Genomic DNA, 21,018 nt, shown 5'->3' on the forward strand with positions numbered 1-21,018 from the left:
CGCAATCAATCACTGATAAACCCACAACCAACTTGAGTCAGGCAATAGGCATCGATTTAGGCGGAACCCGGATCAAAGGTGTCCTGATCGACCCGGCTACGGGCGCGGTCATCCATCAATTGGTTACCCCAACCGGTGACGAAAATGGGGCAAACTGGCAGTCGGCCGTCGCCGAAACCGCACAGGCGCTGACCCGCCAGGCAACCGAGCCTATTCAGGGCATTGGCCTGTCGGCACCGGGCCTGCCCACGCCCGACAACCGGGCCATTGCCTGCATGCCGGGTCGCCTTCAGGGGCTGGAAGGGCTCGACTGGTCGGCCTATCTGGGTAGGCCCGTCCGGGTACTCAACGATGCCCACGCCGCCCTGATGGCCGAAGCCCGCTTTGGGGCACTGGCAGGCAGTCAGCACGGGCTGATGCTGACCCTCGGAACGGGCGTCGGGGGCGGGCTACTACTCAACGGACAGCTCTACCAGGGTTTCTACCAGATGGCGGGGCATCTGGGCCACATCACCGTCAACGCCGATAGCAGCCAACCCGACATTACCAACGTACCCGGCAGTCTGGAAGATGCCATCGGCAACGTGACGGTTGGCAGACGCTCGTTTGGCCGCTACCACAGCACCCACGAGCTGGTGGCCGGGTATCAGCAGGGCGAACCGCTGGCAGCACTCGTCTGGCTGACGTCCATTCGCCATCTGGCCGTAGCAATTGCCTCACTGGCCAATGCGTTTTCGCCCGAAGTGGTGGTACTGGGCGGCGGCATCATGCAGGCCGACACGGCCCTGCTGACACCGCTCGAAACCTTTATAGACTTATTTGAATGGCGACCCGCCGGTAAAAAAACGATCATCCGAAAAGCCCACTTCGACGATTGGTCCGGTGCCATCGGTGCGGCTGCTTTTCTACCCCACGAACAAACCATATGAACCCTACAATCGAGTACATTAACCGCTCCCGCGCCCTGCTGACGACCATCGAACAGCAGGCCGACGCCATTCAGCAAGCCGCTCAGTGGTTCAGTCAGACCATCCTGGCCGGGCGCATGGTGCACCTCTTCGGCAGCGGCCACAGCCGGATCATGGTGGAAGAAATGTGGCCGCGCTATGGCTCGTTCCCCGGTTTCAACCCCATCGTCGAGCTGTCGCTTTCGTTCCATAACCTCGTGGTCGGGGCCAACGGACAGCGGCAGGCCATGTTCCTGGAGAACGTACCTGGCCTCGCCGACCGCATTCTGCGCAACTTCGATCTCTCAGAACAGGACAGCGCGCTGGTCATCTCGTCGAGCGGCTGCAACGTGGTGCCGATCGAAATGGCTGAGCTGTTTCAGCAGCGCGGCATTCGGGTGGTAGCGCTCATCACCAAAGAACATGCCGAAGCCAGCACCAGCAAACGGCAGGACGGCAAAAAACTGAGCGACTTCGCCGACCTCATCCTCGATACGGGCGCTCCCGTTGGCGACGCCATGCTGACGATTCCGGGGCTGGATACGCCCGTGGCACCTGGTTCGACGGTTGGCGGTGCCGTGCTGGTCAACTGCATCAAGGCCGAAGTAGCCCGACTGTTGACCGAAGCCGGACATCCTCCTACCGTACTGTCGGCGGGGAATGTCGTTGGCACGGAACGGGCCGTATCCCTCTTCGAGAGCGCCTACGATGAACACGCCCACCGGCTGGCCAAACTGTATGAACGCGTGGGTGTGCCCTCGTATGTAAGTGAGTCAACCGAGAGCGTCAGTCAGCAGCAACCATGATGGATCGCCGTCAATTTCTGGGAACGGCGGCGGGTTCGCTGGCCCTTGCTCAGCACGCGTCGTTTGCCGACGTACCCGCGCCGACTCGCAAACCGGTGCTGGGTGCGCATGTGTGGGTATTCTCTTCCGAACTGCCGAATTACGACTGCTTCCCGGTCATCGATCAGGTGTTTGCCGACATCAGCTACGCTGGTTTCGAGGCCGTTGAACTGATGCACGTAGCCCTGGAACATCCTGATTCTGTTGCCAAAATCGGCGACCTGATTGGGCGAACGGGCGTATCGCTGATGGGTGCCTCGCTTGGGCAGCCCATGTGGGACAAAAGCAAACAGGCCGAAAACGTCGACAAAGCGGGCAGGGTCATCGAACGCATTGCTCAGTTGAAAGGCCGGGTGCTCGGTCTATCCTTGGGCGATGCCCGCCGCAAAAAGACGCCCGACGAGTTCGACGTACAGGCCGATACGCTGCAAAAAATTCAGGCTATTTGTGCCCAGTACAAGGTGGTGCCTAACCTGCACAACCACACTTACGAAGTTGCCGATGGCCTGTTCGACCTTCAGAATACGCTGCAACGTGTGCCCGATAGCAAGCTGGGGCCGGACCTCGACTGGCTGTTTCAGGCCAAAGTCGACGTACCTACGTTCCTGAAAACCTACGCCGATAAACTGGTCTACATGCACCTCCGCGACCACCGCTGGACGGGCGTCTGGTCGGAAGCTCTGGGCGAGGGCATCATGGATTGGGGCGGCATTGCCCGTCAGCTCAAACAGCTTGGCTACGCGGGTGACCTCACCGTTGAGCTGGCTTTTCCGGCCGGTTTCAAACCGACCCGACCCATTCGTGAGAGTCTGAAGATGAGCCGGGCCGTGATAAAAAAGAACTTCGGCATTTAGTATGGCTTCGCTACTCAATCATCAATTGGTGCCGCTGCTGGCCGAGGTCGATATACTGGTTATCGGCGCGGGGTCGGCGGGTTGCGTGGCGGCGCTCGCGGCAGCCGGGCAAGGCACAGGGTTGTCGGTGATGCTGGTGGAACGTTACGGCTTTCCGGGCGGCACCTCCACCCAGATGCTCGACACGTTCTACGGCTTTTTTACCCCCGGCAACGTACCCCGAAAAATCGTGGGCGGCTGGCCTGATCGGGTCGTCGATGCACTCGACCGGACCGGCGATATCTTCCTGCGCCCGAACACCTACGGGGCCGGTACCGGTGTGAACTACAACCCCGAACGCCTGAAACTCGTCTGGGACCAACTCATTCAGCAGCAGGGTATTCGGTACCTGCTCCACACGACGCTCATCGACGTGGCCCTCGAAAGCGACCGGTATATCTGTGTCTTCTGGAATAAAGGCGGTATGCATAAAGTACTGGCCCGCCGGGTGATCGACGCCTCGGGCGATGCTGATTTCTGCCATCTGGCGGGCTTTGCCTATGAACTGGCCGGTGAACACGAACCCGCCCAGAGTATGACGACCACCTTCCGAATGAGCAATGTCGAGCTGGACGAGTACGAACAGGCGGGCGGGAAGAAGATGCTGGCGCGCCGGATGCAGGAGGCCGTGACGACCGGGCGGCATCCGCTCCCCCGGAAAGAAGGGTCGGCCCACGAGATGAACGCCCAAAAGTGTATCTCGACGGTGGCCGTGAAAGTGGCGGGGCTGTCGGCGCTCAACGCCGAGGAGCTGACCAAAGCCGAAGTCGAAGGACGGCGGCAGGCGTTTGTTTACGAAGCGTTCTTTCGGAGTGAAGTGCCTGGTTTTGCGCAGTCGAACATCATCGGGCTATCGCACCAGATCGGCGTTCGCGAAACCCGGCGCGTCTATGGCGAGCATCGCCTGACCAAAGACGAATGCCTGGCGGGACGGCTCCCCGACGACCGTATTTTTCTGTGCGGCGCCCCAATCGAAGACCACCGGCAGGGGGCCGACGGGCAGGATGAAACCTACTGGGAATACATTCCGGGGCCGGGCGTGTACGGTGTTCCCTACGGCACCATCGTACCCAAAGGAAGCCAGACGGTCTGGGTCGTTGGACGCTGTTTTTCGGCCACCCACGATGCCCACGCGTCGTGCCGGTCGATGGCGCAAACCATGTCGATGGGGCAGGCGGCCGGGCTGGCAGCGGTGCAATCCATTCAGCAAGACGAAGCAGCCAACACATTAACTGTTAGTCAGTTGCAGCAGACGCTTCGCACGCTTGGGGCGGTGCTGGACGTACCTGATGCCGTAGCCGATAACTCGCGGCATGGCTGGAAAAACAACGTACCTGAGTGGCTGAAAAGCCACTCGTAAACCGCCTGCCTATGTCGTTTATCCGAACCGTTTTGGGTGATATTCCCCCCGCTCAGGCAGGCATCACCTACGCGCACGAGCATATCGTCATTGAGGAGAGCTTTCCCACGCTGGCGAACCCGGATTTCCGGCTCAACAACGTCGATAAGATTGCGGCGGAACTGACCGAGGTCTATCAGGCGGGCGGGCGAACGATGGTCGATACTATGCCCGCCAATTGCGGACGAAACGTGCTGAAACTGGCCGAGGTGTCGCGCCGGTCGGGCATTCAGATCGTGGTGCCCACGGGTATTCACCTGGAGCAGTATTACCCGGCGAGCCACTGGCGCTATCAGTACTCGGAAGATCAGTTGACCCGGCTGTTTATCGCCGACGTGGAAGAAGGTATCGACCGCTACGACTACAATGGCCCTTTGGTTGACCGGACCGGGCACAAAGCGGGTATGATCAAACTGGCCACCGGCGATGACCCGATCACGGCGCATCAGGCGCTGATCTTCCGGGCCGTCGTAAACACCCATCGGGCCACGGGCGTACCCATTCTCACGCACACCAATGCAGGCCTGCACGCGCTGGCTCAGGCCGAACGGTTCGCCGAGCTCGGGGCCGACCTCCGCCACGTGGTCATCTCGCACGTCGACCGGCACAAAGACATTGGCTATCACCGCGCGGTATTGCAAACCGGCGTTCGGGTCGAGTTCGATAGTGCGTTCCGCTGGAAAGCGGGCGAACCAAACTGGACCTACACGCTGCTGGAAACGCTGCTCCCCAACTTTCCCGATCAGATCACCGCCGGGATGGATGCCGCCCGAAATACCTACTGGCGTTCGTACGGCGGCGCACCCGGACTAACGTACCTGATGACCACCTTCCGCGACGAACTTACCCGCCGTGGACTGGAAAGCTACTGGCATCGCCTGATGGTCGACAACCCAACGGCGCTGTACACCTTCTGCCAACCGCACTGATTTTTTGCCCTCATCTCTTACCTAAACCATGCAATCAAGACGACAATTTCTTCGCCAATTGGGCGGTACGACGGCGTTGCTGGCAGGCAGCGAAACGCTGGCCAATGCCGCATCGCGGGGGCTGTACGCTGGCTCCACTCACCTGCTGACGCCCCTTGCCCCGCGTTCGGCTGCCGACACGATCAACATCGGCCTCATCGGTGCGGGTATCATCGGGCACTACGACCTGAACTGCATCCTGAAAGTGCCGGGTACGAAGGTGGTGGCCGTGGCCGATCTCTACCAGCCGCGTCTTGTCCGGGCCAAAGAGGTATGGGGCAACGACCTATTTACGACCCGCGATTACCGGGAAGTGCTGGCCCGCAAAGACGTCGATGCCGTACTGATCTGTGTACCCGACCATTGGCACGACCGGATCTCGATCGACGCACTCCGGGCCGGTAAGCACGTTTACTGCGAAAAGCCGATGGTTCACCATATCGACGAAGGAAAGGCGGTGATCGATGCGCACAAAAAATCGGGAAAGGTCTTCCAGGTAGGCAGTCAACGGGCGAGTAGTGCGGCTGTTCTGGAAGCGAAGAAGCGCTACGAAGCCGGTGATATTGGCGAACTGACGTCGGTAGAGACGTTTCTGGACCGGACCGATGCGCTGGGTGCCTGGCAATATACGATGCCGCCCAACCTCGACCCGAAGGATGTAGATTGGGACCGGTTTCTGGGCGATGCGCCGAAGCGCCCCTTTCAGGCCGAACGGTTCTTCCGCTGGCGCAACTATACCGACTATGGCACCGGCGTGGCGGGCGACCTCTTCGTCCACCTCATCACCGGCCTGCACACCATTACGGGCTCGCAGGGGCCAACCCGCATTTTCGCGCTGGGCGACCTGAACTTCTGGAAAGACGGCCGCGACGCCTACGATCTGGTCACGGCCATCATGGACTACCCCAAGACCGACAAAAATCCGTCGTTCCAGTTTACCACGCGGGTCAATCTGGCCACCGGGGCGGGGGGCGACATTCATACGCGGCTGGTGGGCACAGAGGGCGTGATCGACATTGGCTGGAACTCGTTCGTGATGAACCGGCTCAAGCGGCCCAACGCGCCCATGTACAGCACCGGCTACGATGCGCTCTTCACGTACCCAAAGGCGATGCAGGAGGAGTTCATCCGGCAATACGAGCAGAAATATCCGGCCGACCAGTTTTCCCGCACCATTAAAAACGAACCGGCCGTTGCTTTCAACACACCTGCCGGCTACGATGACCGGCTCGATCACATGATTGTTTTCGTCAACGCCATTCGCGCAAACGACCCGTCGATGATTACCGAAGACGCTGAGTTTGGGCTACGGGCGGCGGCACCTTCGCTGGCGGCCAATATGAGCGCCAAACAGCGAAACGTAATAAACTGGGACCCAGTCGCCATGAAACTGATCAAAACCACTTGATATGCAACAGATTGCCATGCTAGGCGGCGGCTTCATCGGCCGCTTCTACGCCGAATCGCTCCACGGTCAGCGCAGCCGCGACCGCGTCATTGCCATCTACGCCCGCCGCGAGGAAACCGCGCAGAAATTTGCCACTGACTACGGCTGCACCATCTGGTCGACCGATATGGAGGCGGTCATCGCCCATCCCGACGTGACGATGGTGTGCGTGGCCCTACCCAACAACCTGCACGCCATTGCCGTTGAACTGTGTGCCAAACACAAAAAGAACGTGGTTTGCACCAAACCGTTGGGCCGCACTGCCGAGGAAGCCCTGCACATGATGCAACTGGTAGAAGAGGCCGGAATTTTTGGTGGGTATCTGGAAGATCTGTGTTACTCGCCCAAGTTCCTGAAAGCCCTGGAAACCGTCAAGAATGGGGCACTGGGCCGAATCCTGTGGGCCAAATCCCGCGAGGCGCACCCTGGGCCGCACTCCAACTGGTTCTGGGACAAAGAGCAGGCGGGCGGCGGCTGCATGCTTGACCTAGGTTGCCACTGCGTGGAAATTGCCCGCAGCTTTATCGGTAAAGATGTTCGACCGGTCGAGGTCATGTGCTGGGCCGCCACGCAGGTGAAGCCCATCGATGCCGAAGACCACGCCATTGCGCTGGTCAAATACGAAAACGGCGCCATCGGTCAGTTCGAGGTGAGCTGGGTATTCCGGGGAGGCATGGACCTGCGCGACGAGGTCATGGGCACCGAAGGCACCATCTGGATCAACAACTTTCTGCGCACCGGCTTCGAAATGTACTCTTCGGGTAAAGGTGCAGACTATGTGGCCGAAAAAGCCGAAGCGAATTCGGGCTGGCTATTCCCGGTTGGTGATGAAGTGAACGACCTGGGCTACAACCACATGTTTACCGACATGTTCAGCGCCTGCGAGGAAGGCCGCGAACCCGCCGAAACGTTCTACGATGGGTACGTCGTCAACGCCATCCTCGACGCGGCCTATAAGTCGGCCGAAACGAAGCAGTGGGAGCCGGTGCAACTGCCCGTCTGGCGCGGACAGGAAGGCCTCACCCAGGAGAAAACCCTGACCGACTACGACGCCGACCATTACCTGATCAAGGAGGAAATTACGCACGATGGCCGTCATAAGCTGATTCTGAAGGAAAAAGCAGGCGGTAAGATCGTGGAAAGAGACCTGCCGGTCAGTTGAGACGCCCCCACAAATCGACGCCACAAAGCCGGGAAAAAAGCGGGCTGCGTCCGTTTGTCAGCTAAACCTCTTTACAACCGTACCTGATGCACCCCATCGCTCTACATGACCCGGCACCTGGCCTTACTGTCAGGCTGCGCTTACAGCTGACCGCCACCTGCGTTTTGCTTACTTCGTTGACTACCAGCTTATTGGCGCAGCCGACTGGTAAGCGCATCGACGAACAGGCTGCGGCGGCCAGGGTTGGGCATGATTCGTTGGGGGCCGAACGTACCCGCATCGAGGCCGAGTACCTGGCAAAGGCTACGGCCAACATCGAAAAATACCGGAAAGGCGACGCCCGTTTGTCGTTTGTCGATGCGACGGGTAAGCCCGTTCGGAATGTGCTGGTCACGGTGAATCAGGTATCGCAGGATTTCCTATTCGGCAATCTGGTCTTTGAACTGGGTGGTTTTGCGCCTAAAGAGCCCTACAAAGTCGACCTGTTCAAAGAGCGGTTCAAAGCCCTGTTTAATATGGCTGTTTTGCCGTTCTACTGGGGGCGCTACGAACCGACACCGGGTATGCCCGAGTGGCAGCGCAATCAGGACGCCCTCGACTGGTGCCTGGCCAATGGCATTACGACCAAAGGCCATACGCTGGGCTGGACATCTCCGTCCGGTACCCCAACATGGCTGTTGCAGCTTTCGCCCGAGGTAGCCACGGATGTGTATAAAGCCCGGATCATGAACAACGTGCTGGGTTTCAAAGGGAAGATCAATATCTGGGACGTAGTGAACGAGCCGGTCAACACCGTGCCCTGGGAAGTTGCCCTGAAAGACACCGCCAACACCAACGACTTCCGGTACAATGTCAACAACGTACCCGTCGAGGCCATTACACCCTGGGTCGAGCAGTCGTTTAAGTGGGCCTACGCAGCAAACCCCGACGGCAACTACATTCTGAACGAGTACTTTACGCTAGCCATTCCGAAGGTCAGGGAGCGCTTTTACCAGTTGCTGAAGGCCCTGAAGAGCCGAAATGCCCCCATCAGTGGCATTGGCATTCAGGGCCACGAACCGCGCGAAATGTGGTTCTCGCCGGTGGAAGTGTACAAGACCTTTGATCTCTATCAGGAATTTGGTCTGCCGATCCACATCACCGAGCTGATTCCGCAATCGTCGGGGAAGCCGATCAAAGGCTGGCGCACCGGCACCTGGACGGAAGAGGCCCAAGCCGAATTTGCCCGTCAGTTTTATACCCTGGCCTACGGTCACCCGGCCATTGCGTCGATCAACTGGTGGGGGTTGTCTGACCGGAGTATCTGGCTGAAGGGCGGCGGGTTGCTCGATGAGGCGTACAACCCCAAGCCCGTGTACAACGTGCTGATGAAGCTCATCAAAGACGAGTGGATGACAAAAAATGTCAAGCTGGTTTCGTCCAAAAAAGGCGAAACAACGTTTCGGGGTTTCTTTGGGAAGTACCAGTTACTCGTCACCAAACCCGACGGCAGTCAGCAAACGATTGACGTTCACCTGCGCGAAAAACCGGATAATCAGTGGACGTTCACCCTTTAACCTGCCCAACACCAATCAGCCTGCAACGTGCTGGGTGAAGGGGCGATCACTAAACCAACAGAAAGCATGGCAAAGTTGACGACGTACGACGCGATTGTGATTGGCTCGGGTATCAGCGGTGGCTGGGCGGCCAAAGAGTTGACCCAAAAGGGTTTACGCACGCTGGTGCTGGAGCGCGGCCGACCGGTCGAGCACGTCAAAGACTATCCAACTACGCTGTCGAGCCCCTGGGAGATGACCCACCGGGGCCGTTATCCGCTCGATGTGCTGGCTCAAAGTCCCACGCAGGCCAAAGTCAGCTACGCCTTCAACGAATATTCGGGACGGTTTTTTGTAAAAGATACCGACCACCCATACCAGCAAACCAAGCCTTTCGACTGGATTCGGGGGTATCAGGTGGGCGGTAAATCGCTGAGCTGGGCGCGGTGGACTCAGCGCTGGGCACCGTTCAACTTTGAAGATAACCTGAAAGACGGACACGGCGTCGACTGGCCCATTCGCTACGACGATCTGGCCCCCTGGTATAGCTACGTCGAAAAGTTTGCGGGTATCAGCGGGAATAAAGACGGGCTGTCGACGCTGCCCGATGGTGAGTTTCTGCCGCCCTTCGAGATGAATTGCATCGAGAAAAGCGTGCGCGACGCCTGGAAAAAGCAGTACGCCGCCCGCCACCTGATCATCAGCCGAACGGCCAACCTCAGCAAAGCCCAGCCCGTTCATCTGGCGCTGGGCCGGGCCGACTGCCAGTCGCGCAACTGGTGCGGACGCGGGTGTTTGTACGGCGCTTATTTCAGCAGTAACTCGGCGACCCTGCCCGCTGCCGCTAAAACCGGGAAGCTTACCATCCGCCCGTTCTCGATCGTTCACTCGATTATCTACGACGAGACAAAGGGCAAAGCAACGGGCGTCCGGGTGATCGATACCAACACGAAGGAGATGACCGAGTACTATGCCAAGGTTATTTTCGTCAATGCCGCTACGCTCAACTCCACGCTGATTCTGCTCAACTCCACCTCAAGCCGGTTTCCAAACGGGCTGGGCAACGATAGCGGCGCACTCGGCCACTACCTGATGGACCACAATTACCGGGGCCGGGTCAGTGGTGTTTACGAAGGCACCGACCTGAACGACAGCTATTATTACGGGCGACGCCCCACAGGTACGTATGTGCCCCGCTTTCGGAACGTACTGGCCGATACGCAGCGTGATTTCGTCAGGGGCTACGCCTATGCCTGCGGTGGCGGCCGAGCCGGTTGGGAACGGGGTGGTTGGACCGATGGCTTCGGTGCCGATTTCAAAGAGAAGCTGACGCAGCCGGGCGGCTGGTCATTTAGTATGACGGCGATGGGCGAAATGCTGCCCCGGTACGAAAACCACGTCAAGCTGAATACCGACAAAAAAGATCAGTGGGGCATGCCGACCCTCGACATCGACTGCGCCTGGGGCGAAAACGAAGACCGAATGACGCGCGATGCCATTGAGCAGGCCAAAGCGATGATGGAAGCGGCGGGCATCCGGGTTACGGTGGCTATCGACAACAAACAGCCGCCCGGCCTGGCGATCCACGAAATGGGCACCGCCCGCATGGGGCGCGACCCCAAAACGTCGGTGCTGAACAAGTGGAATCAGGTTCACGCGGTCAAGAATGTATTCGTTACCGACGGGGCGAGTATGGCGTCGTCGGCTTGCCAGAACCCCTCGCTGACCTATATGGCCCTGACGGCCCGCGCCGCCAATTATGCCGTTCGGCAACTCAAAGCAGGTACGTTGTAAGCGCTTATGACGATCAAATTTTTCGCGCCCGAGTGGGGCAACACCTTACCCTTTGCTACGTTCTGCCAAAACGTGAAAGCCGCTGGCTATGACGGGGTCGAGATGGCGCTGCCACTCGATCCGGCCAAAAAGCAGGCCGTGCTGGGTACGTTGCACGAGTACGGCCTCGAACTGATCGGACAGTACTGGCAATCGTTCGAGACGGATTTGGCCGAACACATGCGCAACTATGAAACATACCTGCGCAACCTGATCGAGGCCCGGCCCGTGCTGGTGAATTGCCAAACAGGCAAAGACTTTTTCAGCCCGGAACAGAACCGGCAATTGTTCGCGCTGGCCGCCCAAATCTCGGCCGAAACCGGCGTGAAGATCATCCACGAAACGCATCGAGGCAAATCACTCTTTGCCGCTCATGTCACACAGCACTTCCTGACCAGCCTCCCCGACCTGCGGCTCTGTCTGGATATATCGCACTGGTGTACGGTGCATGAATCGCTGCTCGCCGATCAGCCCGAAGCCGTGGCGCTGGCCATTGCCCATACCGACCACATTCACAGCCGGGTGGGGCATCCCGAAGGGCCACAGGTGAACGACCCGCGTGCCCCGGAATGGGAAACAACGCTCAACACGTACCTCGCCTGGTGGGATCGGGTCGTCGAACAGCATCGAGCGGCGGGCACGCAGTTGACGATCAACACCGAGTTTGGCCCCACGCCCTACATGCCCACGCAGCCCTATTCGCAGGAGCCGCTGGCCAGTCAGTGGGAGGTCAACGTCTTCATGCTGAACCTGTTGAAAGCCCGCTATGCCTGAGCCCGTTCAGCCGCGCTGAATGCCTTCGCTCTTTCGGTAGTCGACCGGCGAGACGCCCATCTGCTTTTTGAATAACCGCGAAAAGTAAAACGGATCGTCGATGCCTAGCTGCGAGGCCACTTCGTTGATGCGCAGGTTGCTGAAGTGGAGCAGTTGGCAGGCCTTCTGAATGCGCAGGTGGTTGAAGTATTCAATGGGTGCGTAGCCGGTATCCTGCTTGAATTTCCGGCAAAAAAACGAGGTCGATAAATGGACCGACTGGGCAATATTATCCAGTGTAACCGACCTCGACAGATTTTGCTGCATAAAAATAATGGCCTGGCTTGTGGGACTCGTGGGTACGTTGCTCGGTAACGCTTTCTGAAAATCGTCGGGCCGGATAAACGACGCCAAGAAAAAAGGCAGCGTCAGGTTGGCATACAGCAGGTTCGAGGTGCCGTAGCCCGACAGAAACGTATCAAAAATGCGGTCGAACAACCGGATGCGCTCGTCGGAATACGGCACCCGAATGGTGGGCTGCCCTTCGTTCCGGTGATCCAGCAGGGCGCTTATTGACTCCTGACACCGGCTCCCGCTAAAATGAAACCAGTAAATCGTCCACGGATTGGCCGCATCGGCCCCATACGAGTGGGCTACACCCGGTGCGATCAGCACCACTTCACCCGCCTGCACGATACGCCGCCCGGTGGGCAGTTGTAGCCACCCCTGCCCGTCGGTGCAATACAGCAGAATCACCTGCGAGATACCCACCGGCCGCTGGTAGTAGTGATGTAACGCTTTCGGATAAAAGCCCATGCGGGTGATAAACAGGCTGTTGACCAACGGCATGGTGCGGCATTTATCCACGGTCTGCTTCGGAACCTCGATAATTCGCTCACCGGCAAAACCCCGGCTTTTTCGCGCTAACGTACCCATTTGATGTGAGCTGTCTGTCAGAAGTATCAAAGATAAGATAGTCTATGCTTTGGCCAATATACTTCATCTGCTCAGCCTTGGAATAAGTGAGTTTTGTAAAACTAAAATGCAATTGACGGATACGTTCTTCCGGCCGTCGGTTACCAGCAGTTCCAGCCATGCAGACCCGTTTCCGCTTCGTATTTCTGCCTTGTCTAGTTTTCCTGTTGATGTTGGCGACAACGGGCTGGTCGCACCCGCCGGGCCACTCGACCAACCCGCCGTTTGCCACCTGGACGGCTACGGAACTGCGGCTGAGCAACGGGCTTGTGGAGCGAATCATCAAACTCCCTACGGCATCGTCAGGTACGTTCCTGACCACCACCTACAAGCCGGTAGCGGGCGAGTTCAGGTACTTCACCAAAACGAACGCCGATTTCCGGTTTGAACTCAACGACCGAGTCTACACGGGTTCCGACAACTGGAAACTGATCACCATTCGGCCGAGCACCGATGCCCGGCAGGGCGACGGGGCCGCCGTAACGCTACGAAGCCAGGACGGTAGCGCTGAGGTCACGCTCCAGTTTTTGCTTTACCCGGACCAGCCCGTCATTCGTAAAAGCCTGACGGTGAAGAACCTGAGCAGCGAGCCGGTTCGCCTCGAATCCGTTGACGTAGAGAAGTTTACGGTAACGCCCTATTACGCCACCACGTTTAGCTGGATCTGTCACGATTACGGCCGCCGCCGGTCGATTGGCCCGTACGATGGTAACTTCCAGGACGCCCTGCTGACGGTGCATAACAGCGATTGGGCGCAGGGCATCGTGGTGGGCAACGAGGCCGCCGGGGTGGTCAAACATACGTCGGTGTTCTGGGATGAACCCGCCATTATCAGTGGCCTGACGCACAAAACAGCCCGCTTCCCGTTTCGGAAATACCTCAAACAAGGCGAGTCATTCACTACGCCGCAGGTCTTCACGATCGTCTACAACAACCACAAAGACCCGGACGAGGTGCTGAATACGGCCGTGCCCGATTTTGTGCGCAAACACATGGGCATTCGGCTGTCGGAGCTGGCGCAGAAGCCCACCTTTGTCTACAATACCTGGGTGCCGTTCCGCAAGGACATCAACGAGAAACTGGTGATGGAGCTGGCCAAAGCCGCCGCCGACGCCGGGATGAAGGAGTTCATCATCGATGATGGGTGGGCCGACAATTACGGCGACTGGATCATCGACAAAAAGAAGTTTCCCAACGGCCTGAAACCCGTTTTCGACTACATCAAATCGCTGGGGATGAAGCCCGGCCTCTGGGTCAGCGTGGGCAGCGCGTCGCCCGACAGCAAGGTGTATCAGGCGCACCCGGAGTGGTTTGTGCTCGACGACAAGCAGCAACCGGCCAACCTGCACGAAGACGACCTGAAGATGCGCACCGCCTGCTTTGGCACCGAATGGCGCAATTACATCAAAGACGTGCTGCTGAAACTAGCCCTCGACTACGGCCTGGAATACCTCAAGCTTGATTTTACGGTCGTGACGAGTACGTACCGATTTGGCAATAAAGTAACCGGCTGCTACGCGACCAACCACAAAGGACACGCCGACCACCACGAGTCGTTGTCGAGCAATTACGAGGCTGTCTGGCAACTGTTCGACGAACTGCACGCCGCCAAGCCTTCCCTGTTTATCGACTGCACGTTTGAGACGATGGGCGGCCTGCAACTGATCGACTACGCCTTACTCAAACATGCCGAGGGCGACTGGCTCTCGAATTTCTACGGCCCGCCCGACGCCAACGTAGACCTGCGCGTGCGGAACATGGCCTGGTGGCGCTCGCCCGCCATACCCGCCACGGCCCTGGTGATCGGTAACCCCGAGATGCAGGATGCCGGCTGGGAAATGCACATCAAATCGCTGGCCGGTGCGCTGCCGATCATGCTGGGTGACCCCCGAAAACTGTCGCCCGCTGACCTGAAAAAATACCGCGCCTACGCCGACTGGCTACAGGCGATGGAAAACAGGCATCAGATCATGACCTACCGGCAGGATCTGCCCGGTTTCGGCGAGCCGAAAGAGGGTCTGTGGGACGGCTTTCAGCGCATCAACACTGACACGAAAAAAGGCGGCATCGTCGGCGTTTTCCGGCACAACGCCCCGGAGGCCAACCGCCTGGTGACGGTGCAGCAACTCGACCCGGCCAAACGCTATCAGGTCAGGGATATGGCTGGCCGCGTCGTGACGACGATGACCGGTCAGGCCCTTCACGAAACCGGTTTCCCCGTTACGTTGCCCGGCCCATACGGCGGAGCCCTTTATGAGATCATTGCCCAATAAACAATCTGTCTTTCAACCGATTAACGCTAACCACAATGACAAACGCAGCCCTTACTCCCGAGCAAATCAAGCATTTCAACGAAGACGGCTACCTGATCATCAAGGGCTTTCTGAATGCCGACGAAGTGGAGAAACTCTACACGGTAGCCATCGAAGACAGCGCCGTAAGCCAGCATGCTATCAACGTAAACGACAGCAGCGGCAAACGGAGCAAGCTGTCGCTCTGGTACAAACCCGGCAACGATGTGTTTGGCCTGCTCACCCGCAGTCAGCAACTGGTCGATTCGGTGGATAAACTGCTGGACCGCAATGCCGATGGAAGTCAGGCTGGCGTGTGTCATTTTCACTCGAAACTGATGCAGAAAGAGCCGCGTGTGGGCGGAGCCTGGGAGTGGCATCAGGACTACGGCTACTGGTATAAAAACGAGTTTCTGCTGCCCGATCAGATGATGTCGGTGATGGTGGCAATTACCGATGCCAATCAGGAAAATGGCTGTTTGCAGGTGATCAAAGGCTCGCACAAAATGGGCCGGGTGGAGCATGGTTTTGCCGGCGAGCAGGTAGGTGCCTCGCAACGGTACGTCGATCTGGCGCTGAAAACGATGGAACTCGTTTACGTGGAGTTGAAGGCGGGCGATGTGCTGTTTTTCCACAGCAATATTCTCCACCGCTCCGAAGCCAACCTGTCCGACAAAGCCCGCTGGTCGATCATTTCGTGCTACAACCGCCAGTCGAACATAGGCTACAACGAATCGTCGTCGTCATCGTCGAGCATAACGCCCATCGACGTGGTGCCCAATGACGCCCTGCTGACCTGGGAGGCGGCAAGCCTGGCCGATGAAGCCGATTTTCTGCTCAAAGAGGCCGACGTAGCCCTCAAATAGGCCAGCCGATGAAAGCCCACCTGACCCAGTCCGAACACATCGCCCTCTGGAATACCTTCCGGAGTGGCCAACCCGACGCCTTTTCAACGTTGTATTCGCTGTTCTCGGCCGACCTGTACCGCTACGGCTACAACCTGGTTCGGAACCGGCAGGTGGTGGAAGATTGTCTGCACGAACTGTTTCTGCACCTGCACGAAAACCGCAGCCGACTTGGACCGACCGACAATATCCGGTTTTACCTGTACCGCTCACTCCGTCGCCGGTTGCTCGACACCGTGGGCCGATTGGCACGGCATGGTTCCGATGAATACCTCTTTACTGATGCGGCGTTTACGATTCAGCCTCACGAGCACGTACTTATTGAAAGCGAACTGGCCGAACGGCAGAAAGCACTGGTCACCCTGGCCTTGAATCAACTTCCCAGGCGGCAGAAAGAGATTCTCTACCTCGTGTACATGAAGGGGCTAACGTACCCACAGGCCGCTGAGGTAATGGCGATCTCCCTGAAAAGCGTGTATAACACGATCAACATCGCGCTGATGGCTATGCGTAGGTACGTTCGGCAGTCGGTCGAAACGAGTGGGGCGCTGCTGAGTTTAATCGGCTGGTTGGTAGCCATCAGTTGAGAACTAGCAGCGAGGAAACCGGGAAAACGGAGACGCCGGTCTGTTTCACAGGCATGATGTGCCCGCTGCTGACTCTAAACCGGAAACCCCTGCTCGTCTTTGTCTGTCTCTCACTGATGGCTACCTCTGTTTTGGGTCAGTCGTATTCCATACGCGACTTTGGGGCCAAAACGGATAGCACGTTTCTGAACACAAAAGCGATTCAGAAAGCCATTGATAAATGCCACGCCAACGGCGGGGGCGAAGTGGTGGTACCGGCGGGTACGTTCTACACGGGGACTATTTTCCTGAAATCGAACGTCTATTTGCACCTGATGCCCGGCGCGGTGTTGCAGGGCAGCTATAACCCCGCCGATTACCCTGAACACGACATTCTGGCGGCGAAGAAATTTGGCACCATTACGCACAATGGCCTGTACCTGACCTACATGAAGGCGCTGGTCATTGCCGACAAGGCCACGCATACCGGCATCATCGGGCTGGGTACGTTGCGCGGGCCGGGTGAGGGCAAGGCGTTTCAACTGGGGCTGAACAAAGACGGCAAGCCCAAAAACATCTTCTTTATCGGCTGTCAGGATGTGCTGCTGGAAGGCATCCGCATCCTGAACTCGGCACAAATTACGGTCTCGATCTCGGGTTGTGAACGCGTGACGATCAACCGAATCTACCTGCATAGCTGGGTGAACTGGAACTGCGACGGGCTGGACATCGACGGGAAGGATGTCATCATTGCCAACTCCATCATCGACTCGGAAGACGACGCGCTTTGCTTCAAAAGTGAGTACCTGGCGAAGTTCTGTGAAAACATAACGGTCACCAACTGCGTGCTGTCGAGCATCTGCAACGGCATCAAATTCGGCACCGGCTCACGCTCGGGTTTTCGGAATATCACCGTCACCAACTGCATCATCAAGAAAAGCGATGTGAACGCATTTCGCCATTGGGACATGCCGCCGAGCGTGGTGTACAAGCCCGAAGAGACGAGTGTCAACTGCGGCATCGTGATTCTGGGTGTCGATGGCGGCCTCGTGGAGAACATCAACATCTCCGACATTGTGATGACCGATGTGCTGAGTCCAATCTTTATCCGGGTAGGCAAACGCTTCGTGAATCCGGAGCAGAAACCGTCGGTGATGCGGCACATCAACATCCAGAATATCCGGGCCGAAACGCGCAGTATCATCCCAAGCATCATTGCCGGCCTGGAAGAAAGCCCCGCCGAAGACATCCGGCTGTCGAACATTCGGATTGCCATCCCGATACGCGTTTCAGCCGATTCGCTCCAAACGATCCCCGCCGTCATTCCTGAAAGCATAAAAGGCTATCCCGAAAACCGGGTGACGTTTGGGACTAAGCTGCCCGCCAGCGCTTTTTATATCAAGCACGCGAAAAATCTGACCCTCAGCGACATAACAATTACCCAGAGTCAGCCCGATGCCCGCTCCGCCTTTTACCTGGATGATGTGGTTGGGATGAAACTCCGAACCGTAACGATCGACAACAAGAAGCTGGTGAAAAGCGAGGCCATGCTGGTGCACAAGAAAAGTGAGCAGATTGAACTGATCGACTAATTAGTTCTAAACCAACCACGGCATTGCGCACCTGTAAGGCTGATGCTCAGGCTACAAATCGAACCGCGACAATCCATCAACACATGCCTTTACCTTCACAAACCCGTCGGGATTTTCTGCAACAGGCAGGGCTGCTGAGTGCGTCAATGCTGGCCGCCCGCATGGGGCTGGCTGTAGGCCGGAAAACAAATCCGGTGATTCTGCTGCGCTCGGGCTGGCAAATCGAGAACATTGGCGACGTGGCGCACACGCCGGGCTTTCTGGCTTTGATGGAGACGTACCTGCCCGGCGCACGCGCCATTTTCTGGCCCCACTATGCCGTGCTGCCGCAGTCGGAAATTGACATGCTCAGGCTCCGTTTTCCGCGTTTGCAGATCGTGCGCGGAAAGATCGTCGACGGGAAACCCGACAACCCGGAGTTAGAAAAAGCCTTTGCCGAGGCCGATCTGTTTGTCCACAATTCCGGGCCTGCTATGATCGGCTGGGCCGAAGCCGAAGCGTTTAAAAAACTGACCGGCAAGCCGTTTGGCGTGTTCGGCGTTACCTACGGACTCTACGGCAAACAGGAACGCGCCACCCTGCCCAAAGCTGATTTCATCTACTTCCGCGATTCGGTATCGCTGGCATTGGCCAAACAGGACGGCATCACCGCGCCCATCATGGCGTTCGGGCCCGATGCGGCTTTCGCTACCGATGTCGTCAACCGGGAAGCAGCCGCCCGCTATCTGAAAGCCAATAACCTGAAGCCGGGTAAATTCGTCGTGTGCATTCCCAAACAGCGCCACACCCCGTCCTGGCTGCACAAAGCCAAAAACCGGCCCATCGACCCCGACCGGCAGGCCCGCAACGAAGCGATGAAAGAGCACGATCATGCGCCGATGCGGGAGGCCATCATCGCCATTGTCCGGCAAACGGATTGCAAAGTCCTGATCGGGCATGAAGACGAAACCGAATTGCCCATCGGCAAGGAATGGCTGCTCGACAAGCTACCCGACGACGTTAAGAAGGGCGTCGTCTGGCGCAGCGAGCCCTGGCTGCTGGAGGAAGCGCTGGGCATTTACCGGCAGTCGGCGGGCTATTTTGGCCATGAGCAACACACACCGATTATGTGCATCGGCAGCGGTATTCCCGCCATTCTGGGCCGCTGGGAAGAGCAAAGCAGCAAAGGGTTTATGTGGAAGGACATCGGCCTGTCCGACTGGCTCTTCGACTTCGACCGCGAGGAAGACATCAGGCGATACGTACCCACGGTGCTGGCGATGGTTCAAAAACCGCAGGAGGCCAAAGCATACGCCCGGCAGGCACAGACGTTGGTTCAGCGCAACCAGAAGGACGGCTTTCAGACCGTTATCAATACCCTGAACAAAGCTCCAAAACAAGGGTAAGCACAGGTACCGCCACCCCACTGCCCCCCTCAGTCAACACGTACGTTAATCCCTCTCCTGCTCCGTAAAAGGTAGCCAAACCGACTACTTTATGAATCGATTATTCTTCGCCTTCCTGCTACTCCTCCCGCTCCTGACCTCAGCGACCACCTGGCACGTATCGGGTAAGGGCAACGACACCAACGATGGAAAAACCCCCGCCACAGCCTTTCGTAGTTTGCAAAAAGCCGCCGACCTGGTACAGCCCGGCGACGTGGTGCTGGTGGGTGATGGCCACTACACAAATACTGATAAAAGCAATGGCAGCGCTGTTCTCAACATCACCCGCTCAGGTACGTCGGCCGCCTGGATTACCTGGAAAGCCCGGCCCGGCGAGCACCCCGAAGTGCATCCGGTGGGCTGGTGCGGCATCCAGATTTCGGGCTCTTACCACATCATCGACGGCCTGACCGTGATCGGCAATAACGATTCGATTGTGCTGCTGAAAGCGCAGGAAGACGCCAAAAAAACTACGCCCGACCCGTACTTCAACACCAACGGCATTTTCTTCAACGGCCGCAACAACAAGCCCGATCAGAAGCCCCATCACCTCATCGTTCGCAACTGCGTGGTGGCCAAGTGTGCAGGGGGTGGCATTGTCGGCATCGAGATGGACTACCTGACGGTCGAAGATTGCAAGGTGTACGAAAACGCCTGGTTTATGCGCTACGGCGGCTCGGGCATTACCACGCTCAACAACTGGGCCTACGACGATGCACCGGGCTACCACATTATCATTCAGCGCAATTTTGTCTGGAACAACAAAACGCTGGTGCCCTGGGAGAAAATCGGCAAGCTGAGCGACGGCAACGGTATTATTCTCGACGTAACGGATCAAGAAACGCAGGGCGGCGCAACCAACCCCAATGCCGACGCCGTGGTTGCGCCAGCGGGAAGCCAGACCGCTACGCAAGCTGCCGCCCCGCCTAAGCCCAAACGGCCGGAATGGAAAGGCCGCGCCCTGATCGCCAACAATGTAAGCTGCTACAACGGCGGGTCGGGCATCCACACCTTCCGCACCAAGCACGTCGATATCATCAACAACACGACCTACTGGAACGGGGGCATTGTGGGCTATCAGGAATTGTTTCCCAACCGGTCGGAAGACGTGGTGATTATGAACAATATCATTGTGCCGCGCCCCGGTGGACAGGTCACCTCCAACAACCGGAACACCAACATTCGCTGGGATTACAACGTGTACCCAGCCGCGCAAACCGTTTTTGTCGGGCCAAACGACATTGTGGCCGATCCCGCGTTCGTCGATGCACAGTTCGACCCGACGAAGGGCAATTTCCGGCTGGCGAAGGGGAGCCGCGCCCTCAACTCCGGTACCGCCGACGTAGCCCAGCCTACCGATATCCTCGGCAAGAACCGCCCGAAAGGGGGTGGTCGCGACCGGGGTGCTTTTGAGCAATAAGTCGCGCTTGCTGTTTGGGCCAATCGTGCAGTAGCTGGTAGCTGACGGGGCCAAATTTGATGG

At 58.0% G+C, this 21,018-nt stretch carries 17 protein-coding genes; 16 read left to right on the forward strand and 1 reads right to left on the reverse strand.

Annotation, left to right across the window (positions count from 1 at the left end; all coding sequences use genetic code 11):
• Window positions 1-32: 32 nt before the first annotated feature.
• The 10 genes from FAES_RS12015 (at window position 33) to FAES_RS12060 (ending at window position 11,803) form a co-directional block, all read left to right on the forward strand.
• Window positions 33-929, forward strand: a complete 897-nt coding sequence (locus tag FAES_RS12015; RefSeq protein ID WP_015331481.1) for an ROK family protein — start codon at window positions 33-35, stop codon at window positions 927-929.
• Complete coding sequence (locus FAES_RS12020) at window positions 926-1,753, forward strand: sugar isomerase domain-containing protein (protein WP_015331482.1); 828 nt, start codon at window positions 926-928, stop codon at window positions 1,751-1,753. The genes FAES_RS12015 and FAES_RS12020 overlap by 4 nt, the downstream gene beginning before the upstream one ends.
• A complete protein-coding gene (locus FAES_RS12025; protein WP_148289527.1) occupies window positions 1,753-2,646 on the forward strand; it encodes a sugar phosphate isomerase/epimerase family protein in 894 nt (297 codons plus the stop codon). The genes FAES_RS12020 and FAES_RS12025 overlap by 1 nt, the downstream gene beginning before the upstream one ends.
• A 1-nt stretch (window position 2,647) precedes the next feature.
• Window positions 2,648-4,045 (forward strand): FAD-dependent oxidoreductase, encoded by a 1,398-nt coding sequence (locus tag FAES_RS12030; protein ID WP_015331484.1) that lies wholly within the window; start codon window positions 2,648-2,650, stop codon window positions 4,043-4,045.
• 11 nt (window positions 4,046-4,056) lie between these two features.
• Window positions 4,057-5,013 (forward strand): phosphotriesterase family protein, encoded by a 957-nt coding sequence (locus tag FAES_RS12035; RefSeq protein ID WP_015331485.1) that lies wholly within the window; start codon window positions 4,057-4,059, stop codon window positions 5,011-5,013.
• 28 nt (window positions 5,014-5,041) lie between these two features.
• Window positions 5,042-6,460, forward strand: a complete 1,419-nt coding sequence (locus FAES_RS12040) for a Gfo/Idh/MocA family protein (protein WP_015331486.1) — start codon at window positions 5,042-5,044, stop codon at window positions 6,458-6,460.
• A 1-nt stretch (window position 6,461) separates the two neighbouring features.
• The gene (locus tag FAES_RS12045) at window positions 6,462-7,661 is read left to right on the forward strand and encodes a Gfo/Idh/MocA family protein (protein ID WP_015331487.1); all 1,200 of its coding nucleotides are present in this window, start codon (window positions 6,462-6,464) and stop codon (window positions 7,659-7,661) included.
• Window positions 7,662-7,747: 86 nt separating this feature from the next.
• Window positions 7,748-9,217, forward strand: a complete 1,470-nt coding sequence (locus tag FAES_RS12050; protein WP_015331488.1) for an endo-1,4-beta-xylanase — start codon at window positions 7,748-7,750, stop codon at window positions 9,215-9,217.
• Between the two features lie 66 nt (window positions 9,218-9,283).
• On the forward strand, window positions 9,284-10,990 hold the full coding sequence (locus FAES_RS12055; RefSeq protein ID WP_015331489.1) for a GMC oxidoreductase: 1,707 nt from the start codon (window positions 9,284-9,286) through the stop codon (window positions 10,988-10,990).
• 6 nt (window positions 10,991-10,996) lie between these two features.
• Window positions 10,997-11,803 carry a sugar phosphate isomerase/epimerase family protein gene (locus FAES_RS12060; protein WP_015331490.1) on the forward strand — a complete coding sequence of 269 codons (807 nt, stop codon included), beginning with the start codon at window positions 10,997-10,999 and terminating at the stop codon, window positions 11,801-11,803.
• A gap of 6 nt (window positions 11,804-11,809) precedes the next feature.
• On the opposite strand, the gene FAES_RS12065 is transcribed toward FAES_RS12060, so the two are convergent.
• Complete coding sequence (locus tag FAES_RS12065; protein WP_015331491.1) at window positions 11,810-12,718, reverse strand: AraC family transcriptional regulator; 909 nt, start codon at window positions 12,716-12,718, stop codon at window positions 11,810-11,812.
• Between the two features lie 158 nt (window positions 12,719-12,876).
• Between FAES_RS12065 and FAES_RS12070 the strand changes: the two genes are divergently transcribed.
• From FAES_RS12070 to FAES_RS30610, 6 genes are all read left to right on the forward strand, one after another.
• A complete protein-coding gene (locus FAES_RS12070) occupies window positions 12,877-15,030 on the forward strand; it encodes an alpha-galactosidase (RefSeq protein ID WP_015331492.1) in 2,154 nt (717 codons plus the stop codon).
• 35 nt (window positions 15,031-15,065) lie between these two features.
• On the forward strand, window positions 15,066-15,914 hold the full coding sequence (locus FAES_RS12075; protein ID WP_015331493.1) for a phytanoyl-CoA dioxygenase family protein: 849 nt from the start codon (window positions 15,066-15,068) through the stop codon (window positions 15,912-15,914).
• A gap of 8 nt (window positions 15,915-15,922) precedes the next feature.
• A complete protein-coding gene (locus FAES_RS12080) occupies window positions 15,923-16,540 on the forward strand; it encodes an RNA polymerase sigma factor (protein WP_015331494.1) in 618 nt (205 codons plus the stop codon).
• A 116-nt stretch (window positions 16,541-16,656) separates the two neighbouring features.
• Window positions 16,657-18,111 (forward strand): glycoside hydrolase family 28 protein, encoded by a 1,455-nt coding sequence (locus FAES_RS12085; RefSeq protein WP_158408775.1) that lies wholly within the window; start codon window positions 16,657-16,659, stop codon window positions 18,109-18,111.
• Window positions 18,112-18,194: 83 nt separating this feature from the next.
• Window positions 18,195-19,496, forward strand: a complete 1,302-nt coding sequence (locus tag FAES_RS12090) for a polysaccharide pyruvyl transferase family protein (protein WP_015331496.1) — start codon at window positions 18,195-18,197, stop codon at window positions 19,494-19,496.
• A 91-nt stretch (window positions 19,497-19,587) separates the two neighbouring features.
• The gene (locus FAES_RS30610; protein WP_015331497.1) at window positions 19,588-20,955 is read left to right on the forward strand and encodes a right-handed parallel beta-helix repeat-containing protein; all 1,368 of its coding nucleotides are present in this window, start codon (window positions 19,588-19,590) and stop codon (window positions 20,953-20,955) included.
• Window positions 20,956-21,018: the final 63 nt, after the last annotated feature.

The sequence above is a fragment of the Fibrella aestuarina BUZ 2 genome (assembly GCF_000331105.1).
Taxonomy (GTDB): domain Bacteria; phylum Bacteroidota; class Bacteroidia; order Cytophagales; family Spirosomataceae; genus Fibrella; species Fibrella aestuarina.

Excerpts from the sequence above, each read along its gene's own strand:
- FAES_RS12020 (WP_015331482.1), top strand. The coding sequence starts at position 926 with ATGAACCCTACAATCGAGTACATTAACCGCTCCCGCGCCCTGCTGACG.
- FAES_RS12025 (WP_148289527.1), top strand. The coding sequence starts at position 1,753 with ATGGATCGCCGTCAATTTCTGGGAACGGCGGCGGGTTCGCTGGCCCTT.
- FAES_RS12030 (WP_015331484.1), top strand. The coding sequence starts at position 2,648 with ATGGCTTCGCTACTCAATCATCAATTGGTGCCGCTGCTGGCCGAGGTC.
- FAES_RS12035 (WP_015331485.1), top strand. The coding sequence starts at position 4,057 with ATGTCGTTTATCCGAACCGTTTTGGGTGATATTCCCCCCGCTCAGGCA.
- FAES_RS12040 (WP_015331486.1), top strand. The coding sequence starts at position 5,042 with ATGCAATCAAGACGACAATTTCTTCGCCAATTGGGCGGTACGACGGCG.
- FAES_RS12045 (WP_015331487.1), top strand. The coding sequence starts at position 6,462 with ATGCAACAGATTGCCATGCTAGGCGGCGGCTTCATCGGCCGCTTCTAC.
- FAES_RS12050 (WP_015331488.1), top strand. The coding sequence starts at position 7,748 with ATGCACCCCATCGCTCTACATGACCCGGCACCTGGCCTTACTGTCAGG.
- FAES_RS12055 (WP_015331489.1), top strand. The coding sequence starts at position 9,284 with ATGGCAAAGTTGACGACGTACGACGCGATTGTGATTGGCTCGGGTATC.
- FAES_RS12060 (WP_015331490.1), top strand. The coding sequence starts at position 10,997 with ATGACGATCAAATTTTTCGCGCCCGAGTGGGGCAACACCTTACCCTTT.
- FAES_RS12065 (WP_015331491.1), bottom strand. The coding sequence starts at position 12,718 with ATGGGTACGTTAGCGCGAAAAAGCCGGGGTTTTGCCGGTGAGCGAATT.
- FAES_RS12070 (WP_015331492.1), top strand. The coding sequence starts at position 12,877 with ATGCAGACCCGTTTCCGCTTCGTATTTCTGCCTTGTCTAGTTTTCCTG.
- FAES_RS12075 (WP_015331493.1), top strand. The coding sequence starts at position 15,066 with ATGACAAACGCAGCCCTTACTCCCGAGCAAATCAAGCATTTCAACGAA.
- FAES_RS12080 (WP_015331494.1), top strand. The coding sequence starts at position 15,923 with ATGAAAGCCCACCTGACCCAGTCCGAACACATCGCCCTCTGGAATACC.
- FAES_RS12085 (WP_158408775.1), top strand. The coding sequence starts at position 16,657 with ATGGCTACCTCTGTTTTGGGTCAGTCGTATTCCATACGCGACTTTGGG.
- FAES_RS12090 (WP_015331496.1), top strand. The coding sequence starts at position 18,195 with ATGCCTTTACCTTCACAAACCCGTCGGGATTTTCTGCAACAGGCAGGG.
- FAES_RS30610 (WP_015331497.1), top strand. The coding sequence starts at position 19,588 with ATGAATCGATTATTCTTCGCCTTCCTGCTACTCCTCCCGCTCCTGACC.